Genomic DNA, 22,701 nt, shown 5'->3' on the forward strand with positions numbered 1-22,701 from the left:
GCCGATGGCCGAGGAACGCCGCTTGGCTTCGGCGGTGTCGGTGCCGGTGTCCGTGCGGCCGGTGCCGGCCGTCCGGGGCGAACGTGCCATCCCAGAGAACCCCATCGTTCGCGAGGGTTGCGCTGCGCCGTGACGCGCAGACAGGCTGTCTGTGTGTCTGTCTGTCAGACAATCGGACGGTAGAGTCGTCGGCCGTACACGTCAACCGCAGGCACGAAGATCGTGATCCGGAGGCACGCATGACGCCCACCCCAGAGGACGTTCGCGCAGCGGTCCGCGACGGGCTGCTCGACGGCCTGCCCCCGGGGCCGCCGTGGACGGCGCTGCTGACGATCGGGGAACTGCGCGTCGTGCTGCACGCCGACGGCGACGGCGCTCTTCGGGTCACCGACTCGCCCGGCGACGCCGCGGACTTCGGGTTCGCGATCTCCGCCGACGAGTGGGCCGACTTCTGCACGCAGCCACCGCCGCGCGGGTGCACCTCCGCGCAGGCGCTCGTCGCCACCCGCGGCGACGCCCGGGTGACCGGCCGGCGCGAGGTCTGGGCCCGCGCGGCGGGCGCGCTCGACCGCGTGGTGGACGCGATCCGCGACCAGGTGCGCGCGCCGCGACCCCGACGCCCCGACCCGCCGACGCCGACCGCGGGGCTGAGCCCGATCGAGGGGCGCTACCTGCACGTCGAGGTCCGGGGCGAGCCGCGGCGGATCTACTTCGAGCAGGCGGGGGACGGCCTGCCCCTGCTGTGCCTGCACACCGCCGGGGCGGACTCCCGGCAGTTCCGGTACCTGATGGAGGACCCGAGGGTCACCGATCACCACCGGGTCATCGCGTTCGACCTGCCGTGGCACGGCCGGTCCGACCCTCCGCCGGACTGGCAGCACCGCCGCTACCGGCTGGACACCGAGACCTACGAGGCCACCGTCCTCGCCGTCATCGACGCGCTCGGGCTGCACCGCCCGGTACTGCTCGGCTGCTCGATGGGCGGCTCGATGGCCCTCTACCTGGCGAGCCGGCACGGCGAGCGGTTCACGGGGGTCTGCGCGCTCGAGGGCGGTCTCGGCAACCCGGGGCGGTTCGTGGAGTGGACCAACCGCGTCGACGTGGACCACTCGTCGTTCCTGGTGAGCTGGGTGGGCGGGCTGATCGCGCCGAGCAGCCCCGCCGCGCCGCGGGCCGAGACGCTGTGGGGGTACGCCCAGTCCGGGCCCGGCGTCTACCAGGGCGACACCTACTTCTACTCGGTCGACTTCCCCCGCCACACCGCGGACCTGGTGCCCGCGAGCTGCCCGCTCGTGGTGTTCAGCGGCGAGTACGACTACTCCGCCACCACGGAGGCCAGCCGGGAGGCGGCCGAGCGGCTCGGCGGGCGCCTCGTCGAGATGCGCGGGCGCGGGCACTTCCCGATGTCGGAGGACCCGGACGGGCTCGCCGAGCACCTGCTGCCGGTGCTGGCCGAGCTGAGGCAGGAGCAGGGGGCGCACACGCCGTGACCGGCCCCCGCCCGCGCTGCGGAGGAGCCGTCGGCACGACTCAGCTGTGGAACAGCACGCTGCGGCAGGCCAGATGCAGCGCGAGCCGCTCGTCGGGGTCGGTGAGCTCGACGCCCAGCAGCTCCTGCGCCTTCGCCACCCGGGTGGCGACGGTGTTGCGGTGCACGCCCAGCACGGCGGCGGCCTCGGTGAGGGAGGACTCGGCGTCGAGGTAGGCGGTGAGGGTGGCGAGCAGGTCGCCCGGCTGGTCGCGCAGCGGTTCGAGCAGCGAACGGGCCGCGGGCAGGAACGTGTCGGTGCGGGTCCAGGCGAGCAGGAGCTGGCCGAGGCCGAGCCGGTCGACGTGCACGAAGTAGCCGGCCGCCGAGCGGGTGGCCGCGAGGCGCGCGGCGTCGCCCGCCTCGCCGAGCGTGCGGGCGAGCCCGGTCGCGTCGCGGTAGAGCCGGCCCACGCCCATGGCGCTGGGCAGGGTGGAGCGCAGCAGCCACTGCGCGCGGCGGGCCGCGGTGGCGTGGGCGTGCAGCTGCGCGGCCGACGGCTCCTCGGCGAACGTCGTCCAGGCGCTCCACCCGCGGCCCTGCTCGACGACGAGCGCGTGCAGGTGGGCCGCCTCGAACGCGCGCAGCACCTCGGGGCGCATGACGAGCGGGTCGACGGTGTCCGGGACGTCGACGCGGATGCCGACGTGCCAGCCGTCGAGCTGCCAGCCCGCGTCGAGGGCGCGCCTGCGGGTGCCCGCGTCCGGTTCGGCCTGCAGCAGCTCGGCGAGCAGCGACATGCGCAGGCGGGCGTCGCGCTCGACGGCGAGCCGGTTCTCGGCGAGCCGCTGCCCGACCGCGCCCGCCGCCACGCCGAGGGCGGCGCGCACGGCGGCCAGCTCGGCCGGCACCCCGGGCGGCACGGCCGCGGCCAGCGTGGTGGGCCTGCGGCCGGTCTGGACCGGGCGGGTGAGCAGCGCGCGGCGGTCGGTGGGGCCCGGCTCGGGGCCGGCGAGGCGGTCCCCGTGGCCGTCGAGGAGCCAGACCGGGCGGCGCCACGCCTGGGCGAGCGCCGCCACCAGCTCGTCGACGCCGCCGCCGGTGGCCGAGCACACCGACGCGGTCGTGGCGACGAGCGCGGCGACCACCTGGTCGGACTCCCGCAGCAGCCGCGTGGCGGCCATCGCGGCGGCGAGGGGGTCGGGCGTGCCGAGCACGGTGAGCCCCACCCGCTCGGCGAGCAGCCGGCTCGCGAGCCGCAGCGGGTCCTTGCCGGGCAGCAGCACCGCGGCCGCGCCCCCCGCGGCGGCGCGGCGCAGCAGCGCATCCAGGTGCCAGTCCTCGCGGTCCCCGGACAGCGCGACCGCGACCAGCGCGGCGCGGGCCGCCGTCACCTCGGCCCGGAAGTCGGCGACGGTGACCACGTCCCGCACGGGCACCCCGTCCGGCCCGCCCGCGGGCTCGGCGAGCACGTCGACCGCGGCCCAGTCCGGGTGGCCCAGCAGCGCGTGCAGCTCGAGCTCGGTCACGGCGCGCTCCCGACCGGGTCGGGGAGCAGCACGGCGTCGCAGTCGAGCCCGAAGGCGCGCGGGTCGACGTGGCGCAGCCGCTCCGGCGCCGCGCGCCACCACGGCGGGCCGGGCAGCGCCACCGCGAGCACGTCGTCGCCCAGGCGCAGCCCGTCCACCGCGATCGGGGCTGCGGTGCGCCGGTCGAGCAGGCACAGCAGGTCGGGGCAGGTCGCGACGGGCTCGCCGTCGAGGATCGCGAGCAGGTACTCGTTCTCGGCCTCGACCCGCAGCACGCCGCCGCCCTCGTCGAGGATCGTGACGCCCGCCCGGCCGAACGACGACGAGGGGTGCCGGGCGATCTCCACGGTGCGGCCCGCGGCGAGGACCCGCCCGCCGAGGGCGCGCGCCACCTCCGCCGGGCCGGGGCAGACCAGCCCGGCGTGCGCGCGGCCGAGGGCGAGCGCCCGGGCCAGGGTGCCGGTGCAGGAGTCGGTGCCCAGCGTCCGCGCGGGCACCGGGGCGAGCGCGCCACCGGCCCAGCCGCCGCCCTGCGCGACCACGGCGCGCGCGACCCGCTCCAGTGCGACCGGGTCGGTGTCGTCGACGAGCACCACCTGCCCGCTCGCCTCCGCCAGCGCGTACGGGGTGAGCGGGCCGCCCACGACGGCCCGGGTGAGCTGGTCGAGGCGGGGGAGGGCGCGGCCCATCAGGTCGGCGTCGACGAGCGGGAGCCCCAGCTCGCCCGCCGCGACCACGGCGAGCGCGCCGTTCAGGCCGGCCGCCTCGTAGGGCATCAGCGCGGCCGGGGTGACGCCGGTCCAGCGGGCCAGCGCCCGCACCGCCCGCGTGATCTCCTGCCCGCTGGGCAGCTTCTCGGCGAACACCCGCGTGGCGCCGAGCATCCCGACCGCGACGACGGGCGCGTCGCCGAGGTCGGCCGGGTCGTGCAGCACCACCCCGTCCGGGGTGAGCGCGCGGCGCAGGCCGTGGCGGAACGGCAGCGGGTCACCGCCGCCGCCCGAGCCGAGCAGCTGGAGCCCGACGACGAGGGGGTCGACGTCCGCGGCTCCGAGCCGGACAACCGCCATCGCACGATGATCCCAGACCCGGGCGCGGATACGGGTGCTTCGGTTCGGGAGGGCTCCCGGGCCCCGTCCCTAGCCTCACGCCCCGCGACAGGCGGAATGCCGCGTCGCAGCGATCGAGGCTTCCAGGAGACGGAGATGAACTACATCAGATTCCCGGGGTTCAGGACGCTGCGGAAGCTGCTATTGCAGCTTTATGTGCCGACGCACCGGTCAACCCCACCGCCTCACACCTCACCGATGGTCGTCTGCGTGCAGCCAGAGGGGCACACCAGGGTGGTCGGCGTGCTCGCTGAGCAGTTCGAGCCTGCGGGCGGGCGCCGCGTGCCGCACGCCAATGTCACCGAACGCCCAGATTCTACCGGTGGCAACGCGCTCGACCTCCGATACCGCGATGTGCTCGAGCTCCGCAGCCTCCTCGGTGCCATTTGCAATGAGTTGGCGAGGACGGAGGGGGGCGGTTACCGTTTCCCGCGGTTCCGGCTCCTGCAGTGGTTGATGGAGGTCGATCTGCCCTCCGCGCCGCCGGAGGACCGGATCGTCGAGCTGCAGAAGCGTTTACAGGACCGCTCGCTGGGCCGCATAGCTCACCGGAAGGACCCGGTCAGCGATCTGCCGTGGCGGCTGCGGCTGCTGGGCTGGGTGCTCACGCCGGCCTACTTCTGGGTGCGCCAGAGCGGGGTGGTGCCGGGATTCGGCCGCCAGTACCGCTGGTTCCTCCGCCGCCAGCCGAACCTGGCCCCGCGCCCGCACCGCACGTTCTTCAGCTTGGCCGAGCGCCTCGCCCCGCCGGAGTGGAAGCGGGAGGACCCCGAGCAGGTGCGCCGGCTGCTCGTCAACGCCTTCCTCGCGGACCTGCGCCGGGAGCACCGTCGGATCGGCTGGTTCCGCCGCTACCGCACCACCGTGCCCATCGTGCTGCTCGACCGCGACGCGGTGCCGGGCGCCGACACCCTGATCCGGACGATCGGTGCGGTCCGCAACGAGACGGGCATCGACGACCCGCTGCTCCTGGTCACCTCGGGCTCGGCGCTGCCGGCGTTCGTCGCACACCCCGACGGTGGGGACGTCTCTGCACTGCCGCAACCCACGGCCTGCGGCGAAGACGCAACAGAGGTGCTTGAGCGGTGGCGCGCCCAGCTGCCGCATGAGCGGCGGCGCCGCAACGAGGCCGCTTGGGTCGTTGTCTGCGACCTGACGAATGACCGGGACCTGAGGCAGCTCCCGCCGCGCGAACCTGCGAAGCGCGGCAGGCAGTCCTTCGAGCCCGGCCATCCCCCGCTGTGGCGCCGCCGATGGGTCGCGGCGGTGCTGGCCGGCGTCGTCGTCGCGGTCCCGACGGCCGTCGGCGTCTTCGACGACTGGCGCACGTGCGGTACGGGGCTCACCTGGCTCCTCGAGGAGCGGTTGCCTTCCGAGCTCGAGCGCATCGACGACGTGTGCATCGGGGTGCTGGACCCCGGTGATCCGCGCCTGCCGTACCCGGAGGTGCTCGGCGGGGTGGGGGCGACGATCCACGAGTTCAACCGGCGCGCGGACGAGCTCCACCGCGAGCAGCCCGACCGGCCGCTCGTCACGCTCGTGCTGCTGGCCGGGATCGACCCCGTCGCCGGAGGGGGCGATGCGCCGCTCACCGCGGTGCGGGAACAGATGGTGGGCATGGCCGTGCTCCAGGAGGTGCAGCTGGAGAAGGCGGCCCAGCCGTTCGAGCCGCTGGTCCGCGTGCTGATCGCGAACGCGGGCCCGACCCTCGCGCACGGGGGGACCGCCGCCGAGAAGGTGGGCCGGATGGCGGCGGCCGATCCCAGCGTGGTCGCGGTGGTCGGTCCCAACCAGAGCCGCGTGACCACGGAGCAGGCGCTCGAGTCCCTCGGCGCCGCGGGCCTGCCGACCGTGGCGGCGGTGCTCACCGCGGACGCGCTGTTCGAGGCGAGCCGCCTCTACTTCAGCGTCGCGCCGCAGAACTCCCGGCAGGCAGCGGTGACCGCCGCGTACGTCGACCACCTGATCGCCACCGGGGAGCAACCCACCGGGCGGCCGCTCGCCCGCCGGGCACGCATCTACGTCGCCGACGACCCGGGAGACATCTTCAGCCGCGGCTTCGCCGACGAGCTGGCCACGCGGTTCGGCGAGCGGGGATTCGCGGTCGAGCAGGTGGCGTTCACCCCGGCCGGCTTCCCTCCGGGTGATCCGGGGAACGCCGGACACGTCACCGACGCCGCCGAAGCGGGGCGCGAGGCGTGCGACGCCGACGGGGTGGTGCTGTACGCCGGCCGCGGCAACCCCGACTTCCGGACGTTCATCGACGGGGTGGCCTACCGGTGCAAGAACCGGCCGCCGTACATCATCGCGAGCTCGGACGTCACCACCTACGTGGCCGATCGCGACGTGAGCGGGGCGAACCGGTCGGTGCCGTTCGAGTACCTGTCGCACGCGCTCGCGCCCGAGCTGGGCGGGCCGGTGCCCGTGGAGGTGCGCGACTTCTACGCGCGCCTGTACGAGCTCTTCCCGTGGGAGCAGACCAACCTGGGCCGCTCCCTCGACGGGTACGCCGCGCTCACCTACGACGCCGGCTTCACGGTCGTCGCGGCGGCCGGTCACCTCGGCCAGGAGAACATCGCGATCAGCGGCGCGGCCGTGTGGCCCGCCCTCATGGCGATCACCGATGCGGGCGACGAAACGGGCCGGTACCAGGGCGTGAGCGGGGTGATCGACTTCGGCGGCACGATCGAGCGCCGCGTCCCGGTGGACAAGCCGGTGGCGATCGTCCGGTTCGCCGACGGGGCGCCGAGCGCGGAGCGCAACATCGTGTGCGCGGGGCGGGACGACCCGGCCACGCCCGCGTGGTGCCCGGCCGATCGGTGAGCGCGCTCAGCCGACCGGGACCTCGCCCTCCACCGGGCGGAACTCCTCGCTGAGCCCGAAACAGGCCGGTCCGAAGACGGCGAGCGCCTCCGGCGTTCGCATGATCTCCGGGGTCGAGATGCCGATCACGACGACGCGCTGGCCGTAGCGCAGCGCCTCCGTCGTGATCGGCTCGCCCGACTCGGCCTCCAGCACGCAGATCAGGTCCGGCACGATGCACCGCACCACGCCGTCGACCTCGGCGACCAGCGTCTCGTTCTGGAAGACCGTGCGCAGCGTCGAGGTGCCGTCGAAGGAGACGAAGCGGGCCTTGCCGCGGGCGAACCCGTCGACCGTGCGCCGCTCGACGTCGGCGACCTTGCCCGCGAACAGCACCCGCAGGTGCGAGTACAGGGTGGGGGCGAGCACCTCGCCGAGCGCCGAGATCGGGTCCCGCAGCTGCTCGCGCGCCTCCCGCAGGGCCCGCCCGACGGCGAGCCCGAGGGAGAGCGTGCGTGGGACCGCGGTGCGCTTGACGTCCGCGCCGGACATCGCGTACTCGGCGATCAGCGCCGCCCCGCCCATCCGGATCGTCGCGCCGCGCGCGAGCCACTCCATGCGCTTGTTGTCCGGGCCGGTGTCGATCGTGACGGTCTCGCCGTGGTCGCCGGAGACCACCATCGGCGACCCCGGCACCCCGTACACGCCGAACGTCTCCATCTGCAGCTCGGGGAACGCCCGGCCCATGCCGTCGGCGTCGACCACGGGCAGGCCCGCCGTGGCCGCCACGACCAGCGGGATCATCGAGTTGATGCCGCCGCACTCGATCGGCATCGTCGCGTCGGCCGTGCGCCCGAGGTGGGCCTCGAGCGTGCGCAACGCGCGCACCGCCTCGTCACCGCGGGGGATCTTCTCCACCATCACCGTCGGCGCGCCCATCATCGCGGTGGGGATCACGAACGCGTCGTCGGCGACCTCGTCGGGGTCGAGCACGGTGACCGGCCCGTGCGCGCGCATCGCGGCCTCGACCATCAGCCGCCCGATGTGCGGGTCGCCACCGCCGCCCGTGCCCAGCAGCGCGGCGCCGCGCGCGAGGTCCGGCAGGTCCTCGGGCCCCAGTTGCCACGTCATGACCGCTCCTTGGCGTCGAACCGGACGGGGTCGGTGTCGTAGCCGAAGTAGCGCGGCCCGACCAGGGCGATCCCGCCGGGGGAGTGCCAGCGTTCGTCGGTCGGGGCCGCCACCACCGTGACGCGGTGGCCGAAGCGCAGCGCCTCGGTGGTGACCGGCTCGCCGGTGTCGGTGTCGAGCACGACGATGAGGTCGGGGGTGGTCACCTGCACCACGCCGTCGCGCACCGCCACCAGGTGCTCGTTCTGGAACTCGAGCGTGAGCTCGCCCGCCCCGCCGGAGATGACGGCGGTGCCGCGGGCGAAGCCGGTGACGGTGCGGCGGGAGACGTCGGTGACCTTCCCGCTGTGCAGGACCCGCCCGCCCAGCTCGTCGGCCGCCGCGGCCACCGGGTCGCCGTGCTCGGCGCGCACCTGCTCCAGGCGGCGGCCGATCCGGGTGCAGAGGCTCAGCGTGCCGGGCACCAGCGCCTCGCGCGCCTGGGCGCCGCTCATCACGTAGTTGGAGATGATCGCCGCGCAGCCCATCGTGATGGTCAGCGAGCGGGCGAGCGCCTCCGCCGCGTGGTTGTCGACGGCGTTGAGCACGCCGGTGTTGCCCTTCTCGTCGGCGATCGACATGGGCGTGCACGCGATGCCGGACAGCGTCGGCAGCACCATCTGCAGCTCGGGGAACGCCCGGCCCATCCCGTCGCCGTCGACGACCGGGAGCCCCAGCTGCGCGCCCGCCACCAGCGGGAACGTCGAGTTGACCCCGCCCGCCTCGATGCAGGCGATGTGGGTGGGCGTCACGCCGAGGTAGTCGGCGAGCGCGGCGACGGCGGCCCCGATCCGCTCCGTCGACGGCGTCTTCTCGACCATCACCGTGGGCGCGCCCATCATCGCGACGGGGAAGACCGTGGCGTCGTCGGGCAGGTCGGCCGGGGCGACGAGCCGGACGGGCCCGTGCTCGCGCAGCGCCTGCGCGGCGAGCAGCCTGCCGATGTAGGGGTCGCCGCCCCCGCCGGTGCCGAGCACCGCGGCACCGCGGGCGAGCGCCTCGAGGTCGTCCGCGTCGATCGTGGGGAGCGCCTCGGTCACCGTGCCGGTCACGCCCGCCGCCCCGCCGCCTGCTCGATCCGCAGGTCCCCGACGGCCTTGCAGCGGATGCGGGTGGCGTTGCCGGGCAGGTAGGGGATCGGCACCTCGTCGAAGTCGACGATCTCGACGGTGGCCGGGTCGGCCCCGGCCACCACGGCGCGGTCGACCGCCTCCTGGCGGGCCTCGTCGACGGCGGCGTCGCGGCGCCCGGGGGCGATCGCGAACACCCGGTCGACCTCCCCGCCCACCTGCGCGATCGCGGCGCCGATCGCGTTCGCCACGGCGAAGTGCTCCGGCCGGTGCACCTCGCCGAGCCCGGGGAAGGACTCCGGCAGCAGGACCGACCCGCCGCCGACGGCCACGACCGGCAGCGGGTCGGCGGAGATCCGCATCCGGTCCACGACGTCGGCGACGTCGGTGGCGATGCGATCCAGCGCCGCGGCGACGTCCGCCGGGTCGAGGCCGGCGACCAGGGAGCCGTCGCCGATCTGCACCCGGCCCGCCGCGACGGCGACGTCGGTGGCGGTCAGCACGTCGCCGCCGAACACGAGCGCGTGCTCGGTGAGGCGGTAGCCGACCGAGTCGGGGCCGACGGTCGTGTCGGTGCCGCGGCCGCGGACCCGGCTGCCGCCGCCGATCCCGATCGACAGCACGTCGGGCATGCGGAAGTTGGTGCGGATGCCGGCCACGCTGACCTCGACCGTCGCCTCGCGGGGGAACCCGCCGGTGAGCACGCCGACGTCGGTGGTGGTCCCGCCGACGTCGACGACCGCGCAGGTGCCGAGCCCGGAGAGCACGGCGGCGCCGCGCATCGAGTTGGTCGGGCCGGACGCGAACGTCGCCACCGGGTAGCGGCGGGCGAACCCGACGTCCATCAGCGTGCCGTCGTTCTGGCTGAGGTAGAGCGGGGCGGTGATGCCGTGGCCGGCGATCGAGGCGGCGAGCCCGTCGACGATGCCCGCGGCGAGCTCGCGCAGCGCCGCGTTGATGATCGTGGCGTTCTCCCGTTCGAGCAGGCCGACGCGGCCGATCTCGTGCGACAGCGACACGGGCACGTCCGGCCCGAGCTCCTCGGCGAGCACCTCGGCGGCCCGCACCTCGAACTCGGTGTTGACCGGCGAGAACACCGACGAGATCGCCACCGAGCGCACCCCGTTCGCGGCCATGTCGGCGGCGTGGCGGCGCAGCTCGTCCTCGTCGAGGGCGGAGATCGGCCGCCCGTCGAACTCGTGGCCACCGTGGGCGAGGTAGGCCCGCCCCGAGATCGCCTCGACGAGCCGCTCCGGCCAGTCGACCATCGGCGGCAGCGACGCCGTGGCCGGCAGCCCCAGCCGCAGCGCCGCCGTCGGGGCCAGGTCACGGGCCTGCACCAGCGCGTTGATGAAGTGGGTGGTGCCGATCATCACCGCCTGCACGTCCGCGGGCGGGAACGGGTGCTGGGCCTGCAGCCCGTCCAGCGCGGTGACGATGCCGGAGGTGACGTCCGGGGTGGTCGCCGCCTTGACCGCGGCGAGCACGCGTTCGCCGTCCATGAGCACCGCATCGGTGTTGGTGCCCCCGACGTCGATCCCGATGCGCATTCAGACGTTCTCCTTCTGGACGACGGGGTCGAAGCTGTCGACCGTACGGCTCGTCCCCACGCCGCGGACCAGGCCGAGCTTGCCCACCGCGACGTAGAGCAGGAACGCGGTGGCGAGCGAGTTGATGCTGGGCAGGCCCCAGGAGACGAAGTAGCCGACGAGCGCGGCGATCAGCCAGATGACGAGCGTGGCGGGCACCCAGGTCGGCGCGGTCTCGGGCACGGTGCCCGCGGCGCGCGCGGCCTCCAGCTCACCACGCCACCGCTTCACCACGAAGTACTCGGCGACCATGATCCCGGCGATCGGCGGGAAGGCCACGCCGAGCACGGTGAGGAAGCCGATGAAGCTCTCCAGGATCCCGCCCGCGGCGAGCACACTGCCGACCACGCCGAGGACCAGCGTCGCCATCGCGCGGTTGACGTGCTTGCCGAACACCGTGCCGACGAAGTTCACCACGCCGAGCCCGGAGCTGTAGAGGTTCCAGTCGTTGATCTTGAGCGTGCCGAGGATGATCACGAGCGTGCCGACCCAGCCGACCGAGGACGTCACGATCGTGATGATGTTGTCGGAGCGGATGGCGTGGGCGAGCAGCACGCCCGACATCCCGATCAGGTACTCGCCGACGGTGAACCCGACGACGGTCTGCTTGACCACGTCGGCCGCACTGCGGTTGAACCGGGTCATGTCCGGCGTGATCACGGCGCCGACGATGAAGCCGCCCGCGACCAGCGTGGTGCCCTCCAGGAGCGAGATGGCCGGCCCGGCCGGCTCGGACGTGACGAGCGTGCCGAAGTCGTGGGCGACGAGCTCGCTGCCGATCGACCACGCGACGAGCACGAGGAACGACGGCACCGTGAGGTAGGCGACCCACTTCATCGAGGCGAAGCCCCACAGCACGATGAACGTGACCGCGAGGCCGAACAGCAGCGACCACACCCAGAGCGGGAGCACCCCGATCAGGCTGACCAGGCCCTCCGCCGACACCGCGGACTGGATGCCGAACCAGCCGATCAGCGAGATCCCGATCGCGACCCCGACCACGGCGCTGCCGCCCTGGCCGAAGCCGGTCCAGCGGGCGAGCACCGAGGTCGGCAGGCCCTCGCGGCAACCGATGATGCCCACGCCGATCGAGACCAGCTCCAGGATCACCGCGCCGAACGTGAAGGCGAGGAACGCCTCCCAGAAGCCCATCCCGAACCCCAGCGTGGAGCCCAGGAGGAACTGGCTGAGCGCGGAGACCTGTCCGAACCGTTGCACCGCGACGGTCCACCAGGAGTAGCGCGCCGCGGCCGGCACGCGGGTGAGCGCGTAGTCGTCGACCCCCACATGTGCTGCCATGTGACCTCCTCCGGCGTTGGCGGAACGATATGGGCTGGTCAGAGGCGGGTCACGAGGCAGAGTGTCGGGTCAGATCGGTCAGACTGTGCACGTTGCACAGTGATGACTGCTCGTCATACAAGTCGACTAGGGTGGCGCTCCGTGACCGGTTTGCGATTCGGAGTCTTCGTTCCCCAGGGTTGGCGGCACGACCTGGTCGGGATCGACCCCAAGGACCAGTGGCCCACCATGAAGGCCCTCGCCCAGCGGGCCGACGCCGGGCCGTGGGAGTCGATCTGGGTGTTCGACCACTTCCACACCGTCCCCGCCCCCACCGACGAGGCCACGCACGAGGCCTGGACGCTCATGTCCGCCCTCGGCGCCGTCACCGAGCGCGTGCGGCTCGGCCAGATGTGCACGTGCATGAGCTACCGCAACCCCGCCTACCTGGCGAAGGTCGCCGCCACCTGCGACCACGTCTCCGGCGGCCGCATCGAGATGGGCATCGGCGCAGGCTGGTACGAGCACGAGTGGCGCGCCTACGGCTACGGCTTCCCGCCCGCGCGCGAGCGGCTGCGCATGCTCGACGAGGGCGTGCAGATCATGCGGCAGGCCTGGACCGAGGGGAAGGCGTCCCTCGACGGCAAGCACTACCAGGTGGACGGGGCGATCGTCCGTCCGCTGCCGCTGCAGGAGGGCGGCATCCCGCTGTGGATCGCGGGTGGCGGCGAGCAGGTGACGCTCAAGATCGCGGCCAAGTACGCGAACTACACCAACTTCATCGGCACCGCCGAGGTCTTCGCCCGCAAGTCGGAGATCCTCAAGGGCCACTGCGAGACCGTGGGCACCGACTTCGACAAGATCGTGCGGTCGGCGAACTTCAACGTCTTCATCGGCGAGACCGAGGCGGAGGTGCAGAAGCGCATCGACGCCGCCAAGGCCCGCCTCGCGCCCTACGTCGGGGCCGAGAAGGCGGAGAACGCCATCGCGCAGTGGACGCTGAACGGGGAGAGCCCCACGGTCGGCACGCCGTCGCAGATCGTGGACAAGCTCGGGAAGTACACCGAGCTCGGGCTGGGCTACGGCATCTTCAACTTCCACGAGGCGGCCTACGACCAGTCCGGCCTGGAGCTGTTCGAGCGCGAGGTCATCCCCGCGCTGCGGTGAGCCCGGGGGACTTCAGGAAAGCCACATTCACGAAGCCCACGTTCATGAATGTGGCTTTCCTGAAATCCGGGACCGGCGCGCCGCCACCGGGCCGCGGGCGCCCTGCGGGAGGATCGCGCGGGTGGGAGCTCGACCGGCCGACGTCGTCGAGGCGTTCCTGCACCACCTCGCGGTCGAACGGGGGAGCGCGGCCAACACGCTCGCCGCGTACCGCACCGACCTCGCCCGCTACCTCGACCACCTCCGCTCCCGCGGCATCGACGACCTGGCCGCGGTGCGCGAGGCCGACGTCGCGGCGTTCGTCCCCGCGTTGCGCAGCCCGCCGCTGAACCTCGCCGCGTCCTCGGCGGCACGGGCGCTCGCCGCGGTGCGCGGGCTGCACCGGTTCGCCGTGCGCGACGGCCTCGTGCCCGACGACGTCGCCCGCGACGTCGCCCCGCCCGCGCTCCCGGCCCGGCTGCCGCGTGCGCTGACCGTCGACCAGGTCGAGCAGCTGATGGCCGGCGTCGTCGGCGACGGCCCGATCGCGCTGCGCGACCGGGCGCTGCTCGAGCTGCTGTACTCGACGGGCGCCCGCATCTCCGAGGCCGTCGGCATCGACGTCGACGACCTCGACACCGACGCGCGGACCGTGCTGCTGCGCGGCAAGGGCGGCAAGCAGCGCGTGGTGCCGGTCGGGCGGCCCGCGCTCGCCGCCGTCGACGCGTACCTGGTGCGGGCCCGGCCCGCGCTCGCCGCCAAGGGTCGGGGGAGCCCCGCGCTGCTGCTCAACGCCCGCGGCGCGCGGCTGTCGCGGCAGAGCGCCTGGCACGTGCTGCGCGGGGCCGCCGAGGTCGCGGGGCTCTCGGCCGAGGTCTCCCCGCACACGCTGCGCCACTGCTTCGCCACGCACCTGCTCGCGGGCGGGGCGGACGTGCGGGTCGTGCAGGAGCTGCTCGGTCACGCCTCGGTGAGCACCACCCAGGTCTACACCCACGTCACCGTGGACACGCTCCGCGAGGTCTACGCCACCACCCACCCCCGCGCCCTGCGTTGAGCGCCCGGCGTGACACGCCCATGGACGGTGGGTGGTCGTCGGCTCCCCGCAACCGGGCGGTAACGTTCCGGACCCGTCGGCCACATCCGGCCGATTGGTCGGCCGACACGCGGCGGGGTGCGTTGGCGGTCGTCCGCCCGGCCTCCTACCCTGCGGTGATCGGCCCCTGTGGGGTCAACCGTCAGAGACCGGAGACCGCATGGACACGCCGCGGCCCTTCACCCCCCGTCCGGAGCCGCTCGACCACGAGACGAACGGCGAGGAACCGTATGGCGACTACGAGGGTGGCGAGCTGGACGTCGCCGCCGAACCCGTGGGGAGGCACCGGTTGAAGGAGGTGCCCGAACCGGCTCCGCTGACCGAGCACGGTCCGGCGCGGGTCATCGCGGTGGCGAACCAGAAGGGCGGCGTCGGCAAGACGACGTCGACGATCAACCTCGGCGCCGCGCTCGCTGAGTACGGCCGCAAGGTGCTGCTGGTCGACTTCGACCCGCAGGGCGCCCTCTCGGTCGGTCTCGGGGTGCAGGCCCACGAGCTGGAGACCACGATCTACAACCTGCTGATGGAGCGGGGAGCCGAGATCGACGAGGTCATCCGGCCCACGACCGTCGAGGGCATGGACCTGCTGCCGAGCAACATCGACCTCTCCGCCGCCGAGGTGCAGCTCGTCACCGAGGTGGGTCGTGAGCAGGCGCTCGGGCGCGCCATCAAGCCGGTGCTCGACCGCTACGACGTCATCCTGATCGACTGCCAGCCGTCCCTCGGCCTGCTCACGATCAACGCGCTGGCCTGCGCCGACTCCATCCTCATCCCGCTGGCCTGCGAGTTCTTCTCGCTGCGCGGCGTCGCGCTGCTGATGGACACGATCGACAAGGTCCGGGAGCGGCTCAACCCGGACCTGAAGATCCTCGGCATCCTCGCCACGATGTTCGATCCGCGCACGCTGCACACGAAGGAGGTCCGCCAGCGCGTCGTCGAGGCGTTCGGCGACCTCGTGTTCGAGGCGGTGATCAACCGGACGGTCCGCTTCCCGGAGACCACGGTGGCGGGCGAGCCGATCACGTCGTGGGCGCCCACGTCGAACGGGGCGGAGTCGTACCGGCTGCTGGCCCGCGAGGTCCTCGCCCGGTGAACGTCGCCGGGGAGCGCCCACGCCGAGCGCAGCGAGGTGGGGGCGAGTGACGGTCGTCGACAGCGACGCGCCGGTCTCCGTCCGCGAGGAGGCGCCCGCGCGCCCGCGCTTCCAGGTGCGGCTGCACAACTTCGAGGGTCCGTTCGACCTCCTGCTGCAGCTCATCAGCAAGCACGAGCTCGACATCACCGAGATGGCGCTGCACACCGTCACCGACGACTTCATCGCCCATCTCGCCGCGCTCGGGGACGACGCCGACCTCAACGAGACCACCGAGTTCCTGGTGGTCGCGGCCACGCTGCTCGACCTCAAGGCGGCCCGGCTGCTGCCGAACGCCGAGGTCGAGGACGAGGAGGACCTCGCCCTCCTCGAGGCCCGCGACCTGCTGTTCGCCCGCCTGCTGCAGTACCGCGCCTACAAGCAGGTCGCCGAGCTGTTCGTCGAGCTGGAGGCGTCGGCGCAGCGGCGGTTCCCGCGCTCGGTCGCGCTGGAGGAGCGGTTCTCCGCGCTGCTGCCCGAGGTGCTGCTCGGGGTCGACGCCCAGCAGTTCGCCGAGCTCGCCGCGTCGGTGTTCCGGCCCAAGCCCCCGCCCACGGTCTCGACCGACCACCTGCACGCCGTCCACGTCTCGGTGGCCGAGCACGCCGAGATCCTGCGGGAACGGCTCGCCGAGCTGGGATCGGCCACCTTCGCCGAGCTGACCGCCGACTGCACGACGCCGCTGGAGATCGTCGCCCGCTTCCTCGCGGTGCTCGACCTGTACCGCAGCGCGGTCGTCGACCTGCAGCAGCCGGAACCGTTCGGCGAGCTGACAGTACGCTGGACCCCGACGTCCGAACCGGACGACGAGAACACCGCAGACGAGCAGGCCGCCCCCACCGATGACTGACACCCCGTCCGAGCTCGCCGCCACCGTCCTCGGTCTCGTGCCGGAGGCGCCGGACGAGCCCGAGCCCGGGGTGGCCCTCGACGAGACCGACGACGAACTCGCCGACGACTCCGCCCTCGACTCCGCGCTCGAGGCCCTGCTGCTGGTGGTCGACGCGCCCACCGACGAGGAGACGCTCGCGCAGGCCCTCGACCAGCCGGTGGAGCGGGTGCGGCAGGCGCTGCACCGGCTGTCGGAGACCTACACGGCGCAGCGGCGGGGCATCGACCTGCGGCACGCCGGCGGCGGGTGGCGCTTCTACACCCGTGACATCCACGCCCGCTACGTCGAGCGCCTCCTGCTCGACGGGCAGCGGTCGCGGCTCACCCGCGCCGCGATGGAGACCCTCGCGGTGGTGGCCTACCGGCAGCCGGTCACCAGGGCCCGGGTCTCCGCCGTGCGCGGCGTCAACTGCGACGGGGTGCTGCGCACCCTGCTCACCCGCGGCCTCATCCAGGAAGTGGGCGTCGACCCGGCCACGCAGGGCACGCTGTTCGGCACCACGGAGCTGTTCCTCGAGCGGCTGGGGCTCTCCTCCCTCGACGAGCTGCCCCCGCTCGCCCCCCTGCTACCCGACGTCGACGCGATCGACGAACTCGAGAAGTCCCAGCATGAATGACATGACCACGGACACCCGTCCGACCGGCGTCCGCCTGCAGAAGGTGCTCGCCCAGGCAGGCGTCGCCTCCCGGCGCGCCGCCGAGGAGCTGATCGCGGCCGGCCGCGTGAGCGTCGACGGCGAGGTCGTCCGCGAGATGGGCCGCCGCATCGACCCGGCCACGGCCGTGGTGCACGTCGACGGCACCCGCGTCGTCCTCCAGGACGACCTGGTGCACCTCGCGCTGAACAAGCCGCGGGGCATCCTGTCGACGATGTCCGACGACCGGGGCAGGCCCTGCGTGGGCGATCTCGTCGTGGAGCGCGGCATCGTCGAGGAGAACTTCACCGGGGCGCCGCGGGCGCGGCTGTTCCACGTCGGGCGGCTCGACGCCGACACCGAGGGCCTGCTGCTGCTCACCAACGACGGCGAGCTCGGCCACCGGCTGATGCACCCGTCGTACGAGATCGAGAAGACCTACCTCGCCGAGGTCATGGGGCGCGTGCCGCGCGACCTGGGCAGGCGCCTGCGCGAGGGCGTCGAGCTCGACGACGGCCCGGTGCGGGTGCACTCGTTCAAGCTCGTCGACTCCATGCCGGGGCGGTCGCTGGTCGAACTCGTGATCCACGAGGGGCGCAAGCACGTCGTCCGGCGGCTGCTCGACGCGGTCGGGCACCCGGTGCAGCGGCTGGTGCGCACCGCGATCGGCGAGGTGCGGCTCGGCAACCAGAAGCCGGGCAAGTTCCGGCCGCTGACCCGGCAGGAGGTCGGCTCGCTCTACCGCTCGGTGGGTCTGTAGTGGCGGTGCGCGCGATCCGGGGCGCCATCCAGGTGGACGGCGACACCCGCGAGGAGATCCTGAAGGGGTCGGCCGAGCTCGTCAGCGCCGTGCTGGAGCGCAACGAGCTCACCGCGGACGACATCATCTCGATCATCTTCACGGCCACCCCCGACCTCACCGCCGAGTTCCCCGCCTACGCGGCGCGGCTGCTCGGCCTCACCGACGTTCCGCTGCTGTGCGCGACGGAGATCGCGGTGCCCGGTGCGCTGCCGCGCACGCTGCGGCTGCTCGCGCACGTCGAGACGTCGAAGGCCCGCTCCGAGCTGCGCCACGTCTACCTGCGCGGCGCCGCCGCGTTGCGCACCGACCTGCCCCAGTAGCGGCCAGGGCCCGCCCGGTCGCCGGGGCGCCGAACCCGACAAGGCATGATGGTCGGCGGCCCGCGACAGCCGCGGAGCAGGACGGGCCACCGGGGCCCGAGGAGCAGGGGGAATGCTGGGTGACCGGGCGGTTGCACGGGGTCGTGGCGATGGACGGTCCGTCCGGGACGGGGAAGTCGACCGTCTCCCGGCGGCTGGCCGCTGCGTGCGGCGCCGCCTACCTCGACACCGGAGCGATGTACCGGGCGGTGACGCTCGCCGTGCTGCGCTCCGGGCTCGAGGGCACCGACCAGGCCGCCGAGAAGGTCGCGGTGGAGGCCGTGAACGACCTGGAGTCGGTGACCGACCCGTCGGCGCCGGCCATCCGGCTGTCCGGTGAGGACGTCGAGTCCGAGATCCGGGGGCCCGCCGTCACGGCCGCGGTGAGCGCGGTCTCCGCGATCCCGGCGGTCCGCGCCGCGCTCGTGGAGCGGCAGCGCGCCCTCATCGCGCAGGCGCTCGCCGAGCGGGGTGGCATCGTGGTCGAGGGCCGCGACATCGGCAGCGTGGTGGTGCCCGACGCGCCGCTCAAGGTCTACCTCACCGCCTCCGAGGAGGTCCGGGCCGCGCGGCGGGAGGCGCAGGACCGCAAGGCGGGCCGGATCGCCGAGCACGCCGCGGTGCTCGCCGACGTCCGCCGCCGCGACCAGCTCGACTCCACCCGCAAGACCTCGCCGCTGCACGCCGCCCCGGACGCGCTGGTGCTCGACACCGACCACCTGTCCGTCGACGACGTCCTGAGGGAGCTGCTGCGGCTGGTGGAGGAACGCGGGCTGGTGACGTGAGCTCGCCCGATCTGCCTCCCGGCGCGTGGCCGTGGCTGCACGACCTCGCCCGCTGGCTCGCGTCGTGGCTGTTCCGTCCGTTCTTCCGCCTGCGGGTCCACCACCGCGGGCGGATCCCGCGCAGCGGCCCGGTGGTCGTCGTGGCCAACCACAGCGCTTTCGTCGACGGACCGCTGCTTTTCGGACTACTCGGGCGCCGCGCGGTGTTCTGGGTGAAGCAGGAGATGTTCAGCGGCGTCGTCGGCCGGGGCTTGCTGCGGATCGGGCAGCTGCCCGTGCGCCGCGGCGAGGCCGACCGGCGTCCCCTCACCGCGGCGCTCGACGTGTTGCGCGGCGGCGGCCTCGTCGGCGTGTTCCCGGAGGGCACGCGCGGCAGCGGGGACGTCGCCGCGGCCCAGCACGGCGCGGCGTGGCTGGCCCGCACCAGCGGGGCGGCGGTCCTCCCGGTCGCCTCGCGCGGCACGCGGCGCCCCGACGGGGCGCGCAGGCGCTGGCGGCCCCGGGTCGACGTGGTGGTGGGGGAGCCGCTGACCGTCCCCTCCGGTGGCGGGCGCAGCGGCCTCGCCGCCGCCACCGAGACCCTGCGGGCGGAGCTGGCCGGCATGGTCCGCGAACTGGACGAAATACGGAGCAAGGCGTGAACGCAACCGACGACCGCGCCGCGATGGCGGCGCTGGGGCTCGACCCCGACGACTTCGGGGCCCCCGACGGCCCCGGCTCCCCGGACGCCGAGGACGGCGCGGCGGCGCCACCCACCCCGGTGCTCGCCGTCGTGGGGCGGCCGAACGTCGGCAAGTCGACGCTCGTCAACCGGCTCCTCGGCCGGCGCGAGGCGGTCGTGCAGGACGTCCCCGGCGTCACCCGCGACCGCGTCGCCTACGACGCGCTGTGGAACGGGCGGCGCTTCACGATCGTCGACACCGGCGGATGGGAACCGGACGCCACCGGCCTGCAGGCCGCGGTCGCCGCCCAGGCCGACCTCGCGATGCGCACCGCCGACGCGGTGCTGCTCGTCGTCGACGCGAGCGTGGGCGCCACCGCAACCGACGAGGCCGTGGCGCGGGTGCTGCGCCGCTCCGACCGGCCCGTCGTGCTCGCCGCCACGAAGGTCGACGACGAGCGGCTGCTCGCCGACACCGCGGCGCTGTGGCGGCTCGGGCTGGGGGAGCCGCACCCGGTGAGCGGCCTGCACGGGCGCGGCTCGGGCGACCTGCTCGACGCGATCCTCGCCGCGCTGCCCGAGACCCCGCGCGACGACGCCATCGCCGCCGGCGGCGGGCCGCGGCGCGTCGCGCTCGTCGGCAAGCCGAACGTAGGCAAGTCCAGCCTGCTCAACCGGCTCTCGGGGGAGCAGCGCGCGGTCGTGCACGAGGTCGCGGGCACCACCGTCGACCCGGTCGACTCGCTCGTGGAGCTCGACGGTGAGATCTGGCGGTTCGTCGACACCGCGGGCCTGCGCAAGCGCGTGCAGACCGCGAGCGGCATGGAGTACTACGCCAGCCTGCGCACGCGCGCCGCGATCGAGGCCGCCGAGGTGGCGGTCGTGCTGATCGACGCGAGCGAGCCGATCGCCGAGCAGGACCAGCGCGTGATCTCCATGGTCGAGGAGGCCGGGCGGGCGCTCGTGCTGGTGTTCAACAAGTGGGACCTCGTCGACGACGATCGCCGCCACGCGATGAAGCGCGAGCTGGAGCGTGACCTCGTCCGCGTGCCGTGGGCCGAGCGGATCAACGTCTCGGCGCGCACCGGCCGGGCGGTCGCGAAGATCGCGCCCGCGCTGCGCACCGCCCTCGCGTCGTGGGACCAGCGCATCCCGACCGGGCGGCTCAACGGCTGGCTGTCGGACGTCATCGCCGCGACCCCGCCGCCGGTGCGCGGCGGCAAGCAGCCCAAGGTGCTCTTCGCCACCCAGGCCCAGACCCGCCCGCCGACGTTCGTGCTGTTCACCACCGGGTTCCTGGAGGCCGGGTACCGCAGGTTCCTCGAGCGGCGGCTGCGGGAGGAGTTCGGCTTCACCGGCTCCCCCGTGCGGATCTCGGTCCGGGTGCGCGAGAAGCGCAACCGCAAGCGCTGACGCGGGGTCACCGCGCTGCGCGCCGTACTCCTCACGGGGGGTGCGTAGTTACCCTGGACGGGTGCCGGTCCGGGTCGTTCTCGCCGACGACGAACCCCTGATGCGCGCCGGGCTGCGCACCGTGCTGGAGGCAGGGGGCGCCGTCGAGGTCGTCGGGCAGGCCGAGGACGGTGCCGCGATGCTCGCCTGCGTCGACGCGCACCGCCCGGACGTCGTGCTGGTCGACGTGCAGATGCCGGGCGTGAGCGGCCTGGAGGCGCTGCGCGTGCTGTGCCGGCGGCCCGACGCGCCGCCCGCCGCCGTCCTCACCACGTTCGACCTGGACGACTACGTCGCCGAGGCGCTGCGGGTGGGCGTGCAGGGGTTCCTGCTCAAGGACGCCGAACCGGACGCGCTGGTCCGCGCCGTGCTCGACCTGGCGGCGGGCGGCGCCGTGCTCGACCCGCGGATCACCGCCCGGTTGCTGCCCCGCCTCGCCGCGGGCACCCCGCCGCCCGGGCCGTCCAAGCTCGCCGACCTGACGCCGCGGGAGCTGCAGGTGTTGCGCGGGCTCGCCGCGGGCGACTCGAACGCCGTGATCGGGGAGCGGCTCGGGCTCGCCGAGGCCACCGTCAAGAAGTACGTGTCGGCGCTGCTGATCAAGCTCGGCGCGGAGAACCGCGTGCAGGCGGCGCTGCTCGCCCAGGGATGGGGGTTGACATGACCGCAACCCGACCGGCTGTGACCCGGCCGATCCGCGTTCCGGAGGCGGTGCGGCGGGTGCTCGTCGAAGCCACCGCCGTCCTGCTGCCGGCGAGCGCGGTGCTCTTGGGCGTCCCGCCGTTCGAGTGGTCGGTCACCGCGGCGCTCGTCGCCTGCGCGCTGCTGCCGCTGCGCCACCTCTGGCCGCCGCTGGGCCTGCTCGGCTCGCTCTGGGCGCTCGCGGGCGGGCTGGGCTGGCCGCCGGCGATCGTCGCGCTGTACACGCTCGGCCGCCGGAGCCGACGGGTCGGCCCGCTGGTCCCGTGGCTCGCGCTCGCCGTGGCCGCGTCCGTCACGCCGGTGCTGCTCACCCAGGACCTCCCGATCGGCCGCATCGTCCTCACGATCGCGTTCGCCGGCCTGTACGCCGGCGCGCCCGCCGCGCTCGGCCTGCTGGTGAGCACCAGGGCCCGGCTCACCGAGAGCCTGCGGCAGCTCGAACAGGCCCGCGAGGAGGCGCTCGCCGCGTCCCGGGACGCCGCGCGGGCGCAGGAGCGGGCCCGCATCGGGCGGGAGATCCACGACGCGGTGGGTCACCACGCCACGCTCATCGCGGTCGGCGCCGCCGCGATCGCCGCCTCCACGGCCGAGGAGGAGACCCGCCGCAGCGCCGAGCAGCTGCGCACCCTCGCCAAGCGCGCCCTCGCCGAGATGCGCGCCGCCCTCGGTCTGCTCGACGGCAGCGAGCACGTGGCCGGCCTCACCGAGGTCCCGGCCCTGGTGGCCGGGTCGCGCGCGGCCGGCGTGGCGGTGGACTACGACGAGCGCGGCGAGCCCGTCGAGGTCGCCCCCGGCACCGGCCGCGCCGTGTACCGGGTGGTGCAGGAGTCGCTCACCAACGCGGCCCGCCACGCCGCGGGCGCCCCCGTCTCCGTCCGCCTCGAATGGCGGCCCTCCGAGCTGGTCGTCGAGGTGCGCAACGGGCCCTCGCCCGCCCCCCGGCGCCCGCTCGCGAGCGGCGGCGCTGGCCTCACCGGCCTCTCCGAGCGGGTGACCGCCGCGGGCGGCCGGCTCACCGCGGGCGC

General features: G+C 74.2%; 20 protein-coding genes. 14 read left to right on the forward strand and 6 right to left on the reverse strand.

The features are described from left to right. The first annotated feature begins 239 nt into the window (after positions 1-239). Complete coding sequence (locus VKZ81_RS27685; RefSeq protein WP_324244647.1) at positions 240-1,490, forward strand: alpha/beta fold hydrolase; 1,251 nt, start codon at positions 240-242, stop codon at positions 1,488-1,490. Between the two features lie 40 nt (positions 1,491-1,530). On the opposite strand, the gene VKZ81_RS27690 is transcribed toward VKZ81_RS27685, so the two are convergent. Both VKZ81_RS27690 and VKZ81_RS27695 read right to left on the reverse strand, forming a co-directional pair. Continuing rightward, positions 1,531-2,997: a PucR family transcriptional regulator gene (locus tag VKZ81_RS27690; protein WP_324244648.1), complete on the reverse strand. Its 1,467-nt coding sequence runs from the start codon at positions 2,995-2,997 to the stop codon at positions 1,531-1,533. Then, on the reverse strand, positions 2,994-4,067 hold the full coding sequence (locus tag VKZ81_RS27695; RefSeq protein ID WP_324244649.1) for a DUF917 domain-containing protein: 1,074 nt from the start codon (positions 4,065-4,067) through the stop codon (positions 2,994-2,996). Before VKZ81_RS27695 ends, VKZ81_RS27690 begins: the two co-directional genes overlap by 4 nt. 135 nt (positions 4,068-4,202) lie before the next feature. Here VKZ81_RS27695 and VKZ81_RS27700 point away from each other — a divergent pair, with 135 nt between their 5' ends. After that, positions 4,203-6,929 (forward strand): hypothetical protein, encoded by a 2,727-nt coding sequence (locus VKZ81_RS27700; protein WP_324244650.1) that lies wholly within the window; start codon positions 4,203-4,205, stop codon positions 6,927-6,929. Between the two features lie 6 nt (positions 6,930-6,935). Here VKZ81_RS27700 and VKZ81_RS27705 read toward each other — a convergent pair whose 3' ends face one another. Genes VKZ81_RS27705 through VKZ81_RS27720 form a run of 4 tightly spaced genes read right to left on the reverse strand, consistent with a single transcriptional unit; the run spans position 6,936 to position 12,036 of the window. Beyond that, positions 6,936-8,039 carry an S-methyl thiohydantoin desulfurase family protein gene (locus tag VKZ81_RS27705; RefSeq protein ID WP_324244651.1) on the reverse strand — a complete coding sequence of 368 codons (1,104 nt, stop codon included), beginning with the start codon at positions 8,037-8,039 and terminating at the stop codon, positions 6,936-6,938. Continuing rightward, positions 8,036-9,130, reverse strand: a complete 1,095-nt coding sequence (locus VKZ81_RS27710; protein WP_324244652.1) for an S-methyl thiohydantoin desulfurase family protein — start codon at positions 9,128-9,130, stop codon at positions 8,036-8,038. Before VKZ81_RS27710 ends, VKZ81_RS27705 begins: the two co-directional genes overlap by 4 nt. Continuing rightward, the gene (locus tag VKZ81_RS27715) at positions 9,127-10,698 is read right to left on the reverse strand and encodes a hydantoinase/oxoprolinase family protein (RefSeq protein WP_324244653.1); all 1,572 of its coding nucleotides are present in this window, start codon (positions 10,696-10,698) and stop codon (positions 9,127-9,129) included. The genes VKZ81_RS27710 and VKZ81_RS27715 overlap by 4 nt, the downstream gene beginning before the upstream one ends. Beyond that, complete coding sequence (locus tag VKZ81_RS27720) at positions 10,699-12,036, reverse strand: purine-cytosine permease family protein (protein ID WP_324244654.1); 1,338 nt, start codon at positions 12,034-12,036, stop codon at positions 10,699-10,701. It abuts the gene before it with no gap. Between the two features lie 150 nt (positions 12,037-12,186). Here VKZ81_RS27720 and VKZ81_RS27725 point away from each other — a divergent pair, with 150 nt between their 5' ends. The 12 genes from VKZ81_RS27725 to VKZ81_RS27780 form a co-directional block, all read left to right on the forward strand. Next, positions 12,187-13,182 carry an LLM class F420-dependent oxidoreductase gene (locus VKZ81_RS27725; RefSeq protein ID WP_324244664.1) on the forward strand — a complete coding sequence of 332 codons (996 nt, stop codon included), beginning with the start codon at positions 12,187-12,189 and terminating at the stop codon, positions 13,180-13,182. Positions 13,183-13,294: 112 nt separating this feature from the next. Further along, a complete protein-coding gene (gene xerD / locus VKZ81_RS27730; protein WP_414709489.1) occupies positions 13,295-14,218 on the forward strand; it encodes a site-specific tyrosine recombinase XerD in 924 nt (307 codons plus the stop codon). A gap of 199 nt (positions 14,219-14,417) precedes the next feature. Further along, positions 14,418-15,350: a ParA family protein gene (locus VKZ81_RS27735; RefSeq protein ID WP_324244656.1), complete on the forward strand. Its 933-nt coding sequence runs from the start codon at positions 14,418-14,420 to the stop codon at positions 15,348-15,350. 46 nt (positions 15,351-15,396) lie between these two features. Continuing rightward, a complete protein-coding gene (locus tag VKZ81_RS27740; protein WP_324244657.1) occupies positions 15,397-16,239 on the forward strand; it encodes a segregation and condensation protein A in 843 nt (280 codons plus the stop codon). After that, positions 16,232-16,897 (forward strand): SMC-Scp complex subunit ScpB, encoded by a 666-nt coding sequence (gene scpB, locus VKZ81_RS27745; RefSeq protein WP_324244658.1) that lies wholly within the window; start codon positions 16,232-16,234, stop codon positions 16,895-16,897. The genes VKZ81_RS27740 and scpB overlap by 8 nt, the downstream gene beginning before the upstream one ends. 1 nt (position 16,898) lies before the next feature. Then, complete coding sequence (locus VKZ81_RS27750) at positions 16,899-17,675, forward strand: pseudouridine synthase (RefSeq protein ID WP_324244659.1); 777 nt, start codon at positions 16,899-16,901, stop codon at positions 17,673-17,675. 5 nt (positions 17,676-17,680) lie between these two features. Then, complete coding sequence (gene aroH / locus VKZ81_RS27755) at positions 17,681-18,037, forward strand: chorismate mutase (RefSeq protein WP_324244660.1); 357 nt, start codon at positions 17,681-17,683, stop codon at positions 18,035-18,037. 149 nt (positions 18,038-18,186) lie between these two features. Then, positions 18,187-18,861 (forward strand): (d)CMP kinase, encoded by a 675-nt coding sequence (cmk, locus tag VKZ81_RS27760; RefSeq protein ID WP_324244665.1) that lies wholly within the window; start codon positions 18,187-18,189, stop codon positions 18,859-18,861. After that, positions 18,858-19,502, forward strand: coding sequence for a lysophospholipid acyltransferase family protein (locus tag VKZ81_RS27765; RefSeq protein ID WP_324244661.1), 645 nt, complete (start codon positions 18,858-18,860; stop codon positions 19,500-19,502). The genes cmk and VKZ81_RS27765 overlap by 4 nt, the downstream gene beginning before the upstream one ends. Beyond that, positions 19,499-20,935, forward strand: coding sequence for a ribosome biogenesis GTPase Der (der, locus tag VKZ81_RS27770; protein WP_491723623.1), 1,437 nt, complete (start codon positions 19,499-19,501; stop codon positions 20,933-20,935). The genes VKZ81_RS27765 and der overlap by 4 nt, the downstream gene beginning before the upstream one ends. Positions 20,936-20,996: 61 nt before the next feature. Further along, positions 20,997-21,638 carry a response regulator transcription factor gene (locus VKZ81_RS27775; RefSeq protein ID WP_324244662.1) on the forward strand — a complete coding sequence of 214 codons (642 nt, stop codon included), beginning with the start codon at positions 20,997-20,999 and terminating at the stop codon, positions 21,636-21,638. Then, the coding region (locus VKZ81_RS27780; RefSeq protein WP_324244663.1) for a sensor histidine kinase at positions 21,635-22,701 on the forward strand (1,067 nt) is incomplete at its 3' end. The genes VKZ81_RS27775 and VKZ81_RS27780, both read left to right, overlap by 4 nt.

Source organism: Pseudonocardia sp. (genome assembly GCF_035305885.1).
Classification (GTDB): domain Bacteria; phylum Actinomycetota; class Actinomycetes; order Mycobacteriales; family Pseudonocardiaceae; genus Pseudonocardia.

Coding starts and splice junctions, on each gene's coding strand:
- VKZ81_RS27735 (WP_324244656.1), top strand. CDS start 14,418: ATGGACACGCCGCGGCCCTTCACCCCCCGTCCGGAGCCGCTCGACCAC.
- scpB (WP_324244658.1), top strand. CDS start 16,232: ATGACTGACACCCCGTCCGAGCTCGCCGCCACCGTCCTCGGTCTCGTG.
- VKZ81_RS27715 (WP_324244653.1), bottom strand. CDS start 10,698: ATGCGCATCGGGATCGACGTCGGGGGCACCAACACCGATGCGGTGCTC.
- VKZ81_RS27695 (WP_324244649.1), bottom strand. CDS start 4,067: ATGGCGGTTGTCCGGCTCGGAGCCGCGGACGTCGACCCCCTCGTCGTC.
- VKZ81_RS27685 (WP_324244647.1), top strand. CDS start 240: ATGACGCCCACCCCAGAGGACGTTCGCGCAGCGGTCCGCGACGGGCTG.
- VKZ81_RS27700 (WP_324244650.1), top strand. CDS start 4,203: ATGAACTACATCAGATTCCCGGGGTTCAGGACGCTGCGGAAGCTGCTA.
- cmk (WP_324244665.1), top strand. CDS start 18,187: ATGGACGGTCCGTCCGGGACGGGGAAGTCGACCGTCTCCCGGCGGCTG.
- VKZ81_RS27720 (WP_324244654.1), bottom strand. CDS start 12,036: ATGGCAGCACATGTGGGGGTCGACGACTACGCGCTCACCCGCGTGCCG.
- VKZ81_RS27705 (WP_324244651.1), bottom strand. CDS start 8,039: ATGACGTGGCAACTGGGGCCCGAGGACCTGCCGGACCTCGCGCGCGGC.
- VKZ81_RS27750 (WP_324244659.1), top strand. CDS start 16,899: ATGACCACGGACACCCGTCCGACCGGCGTCCGCCTGCAGAAGGTGCTC.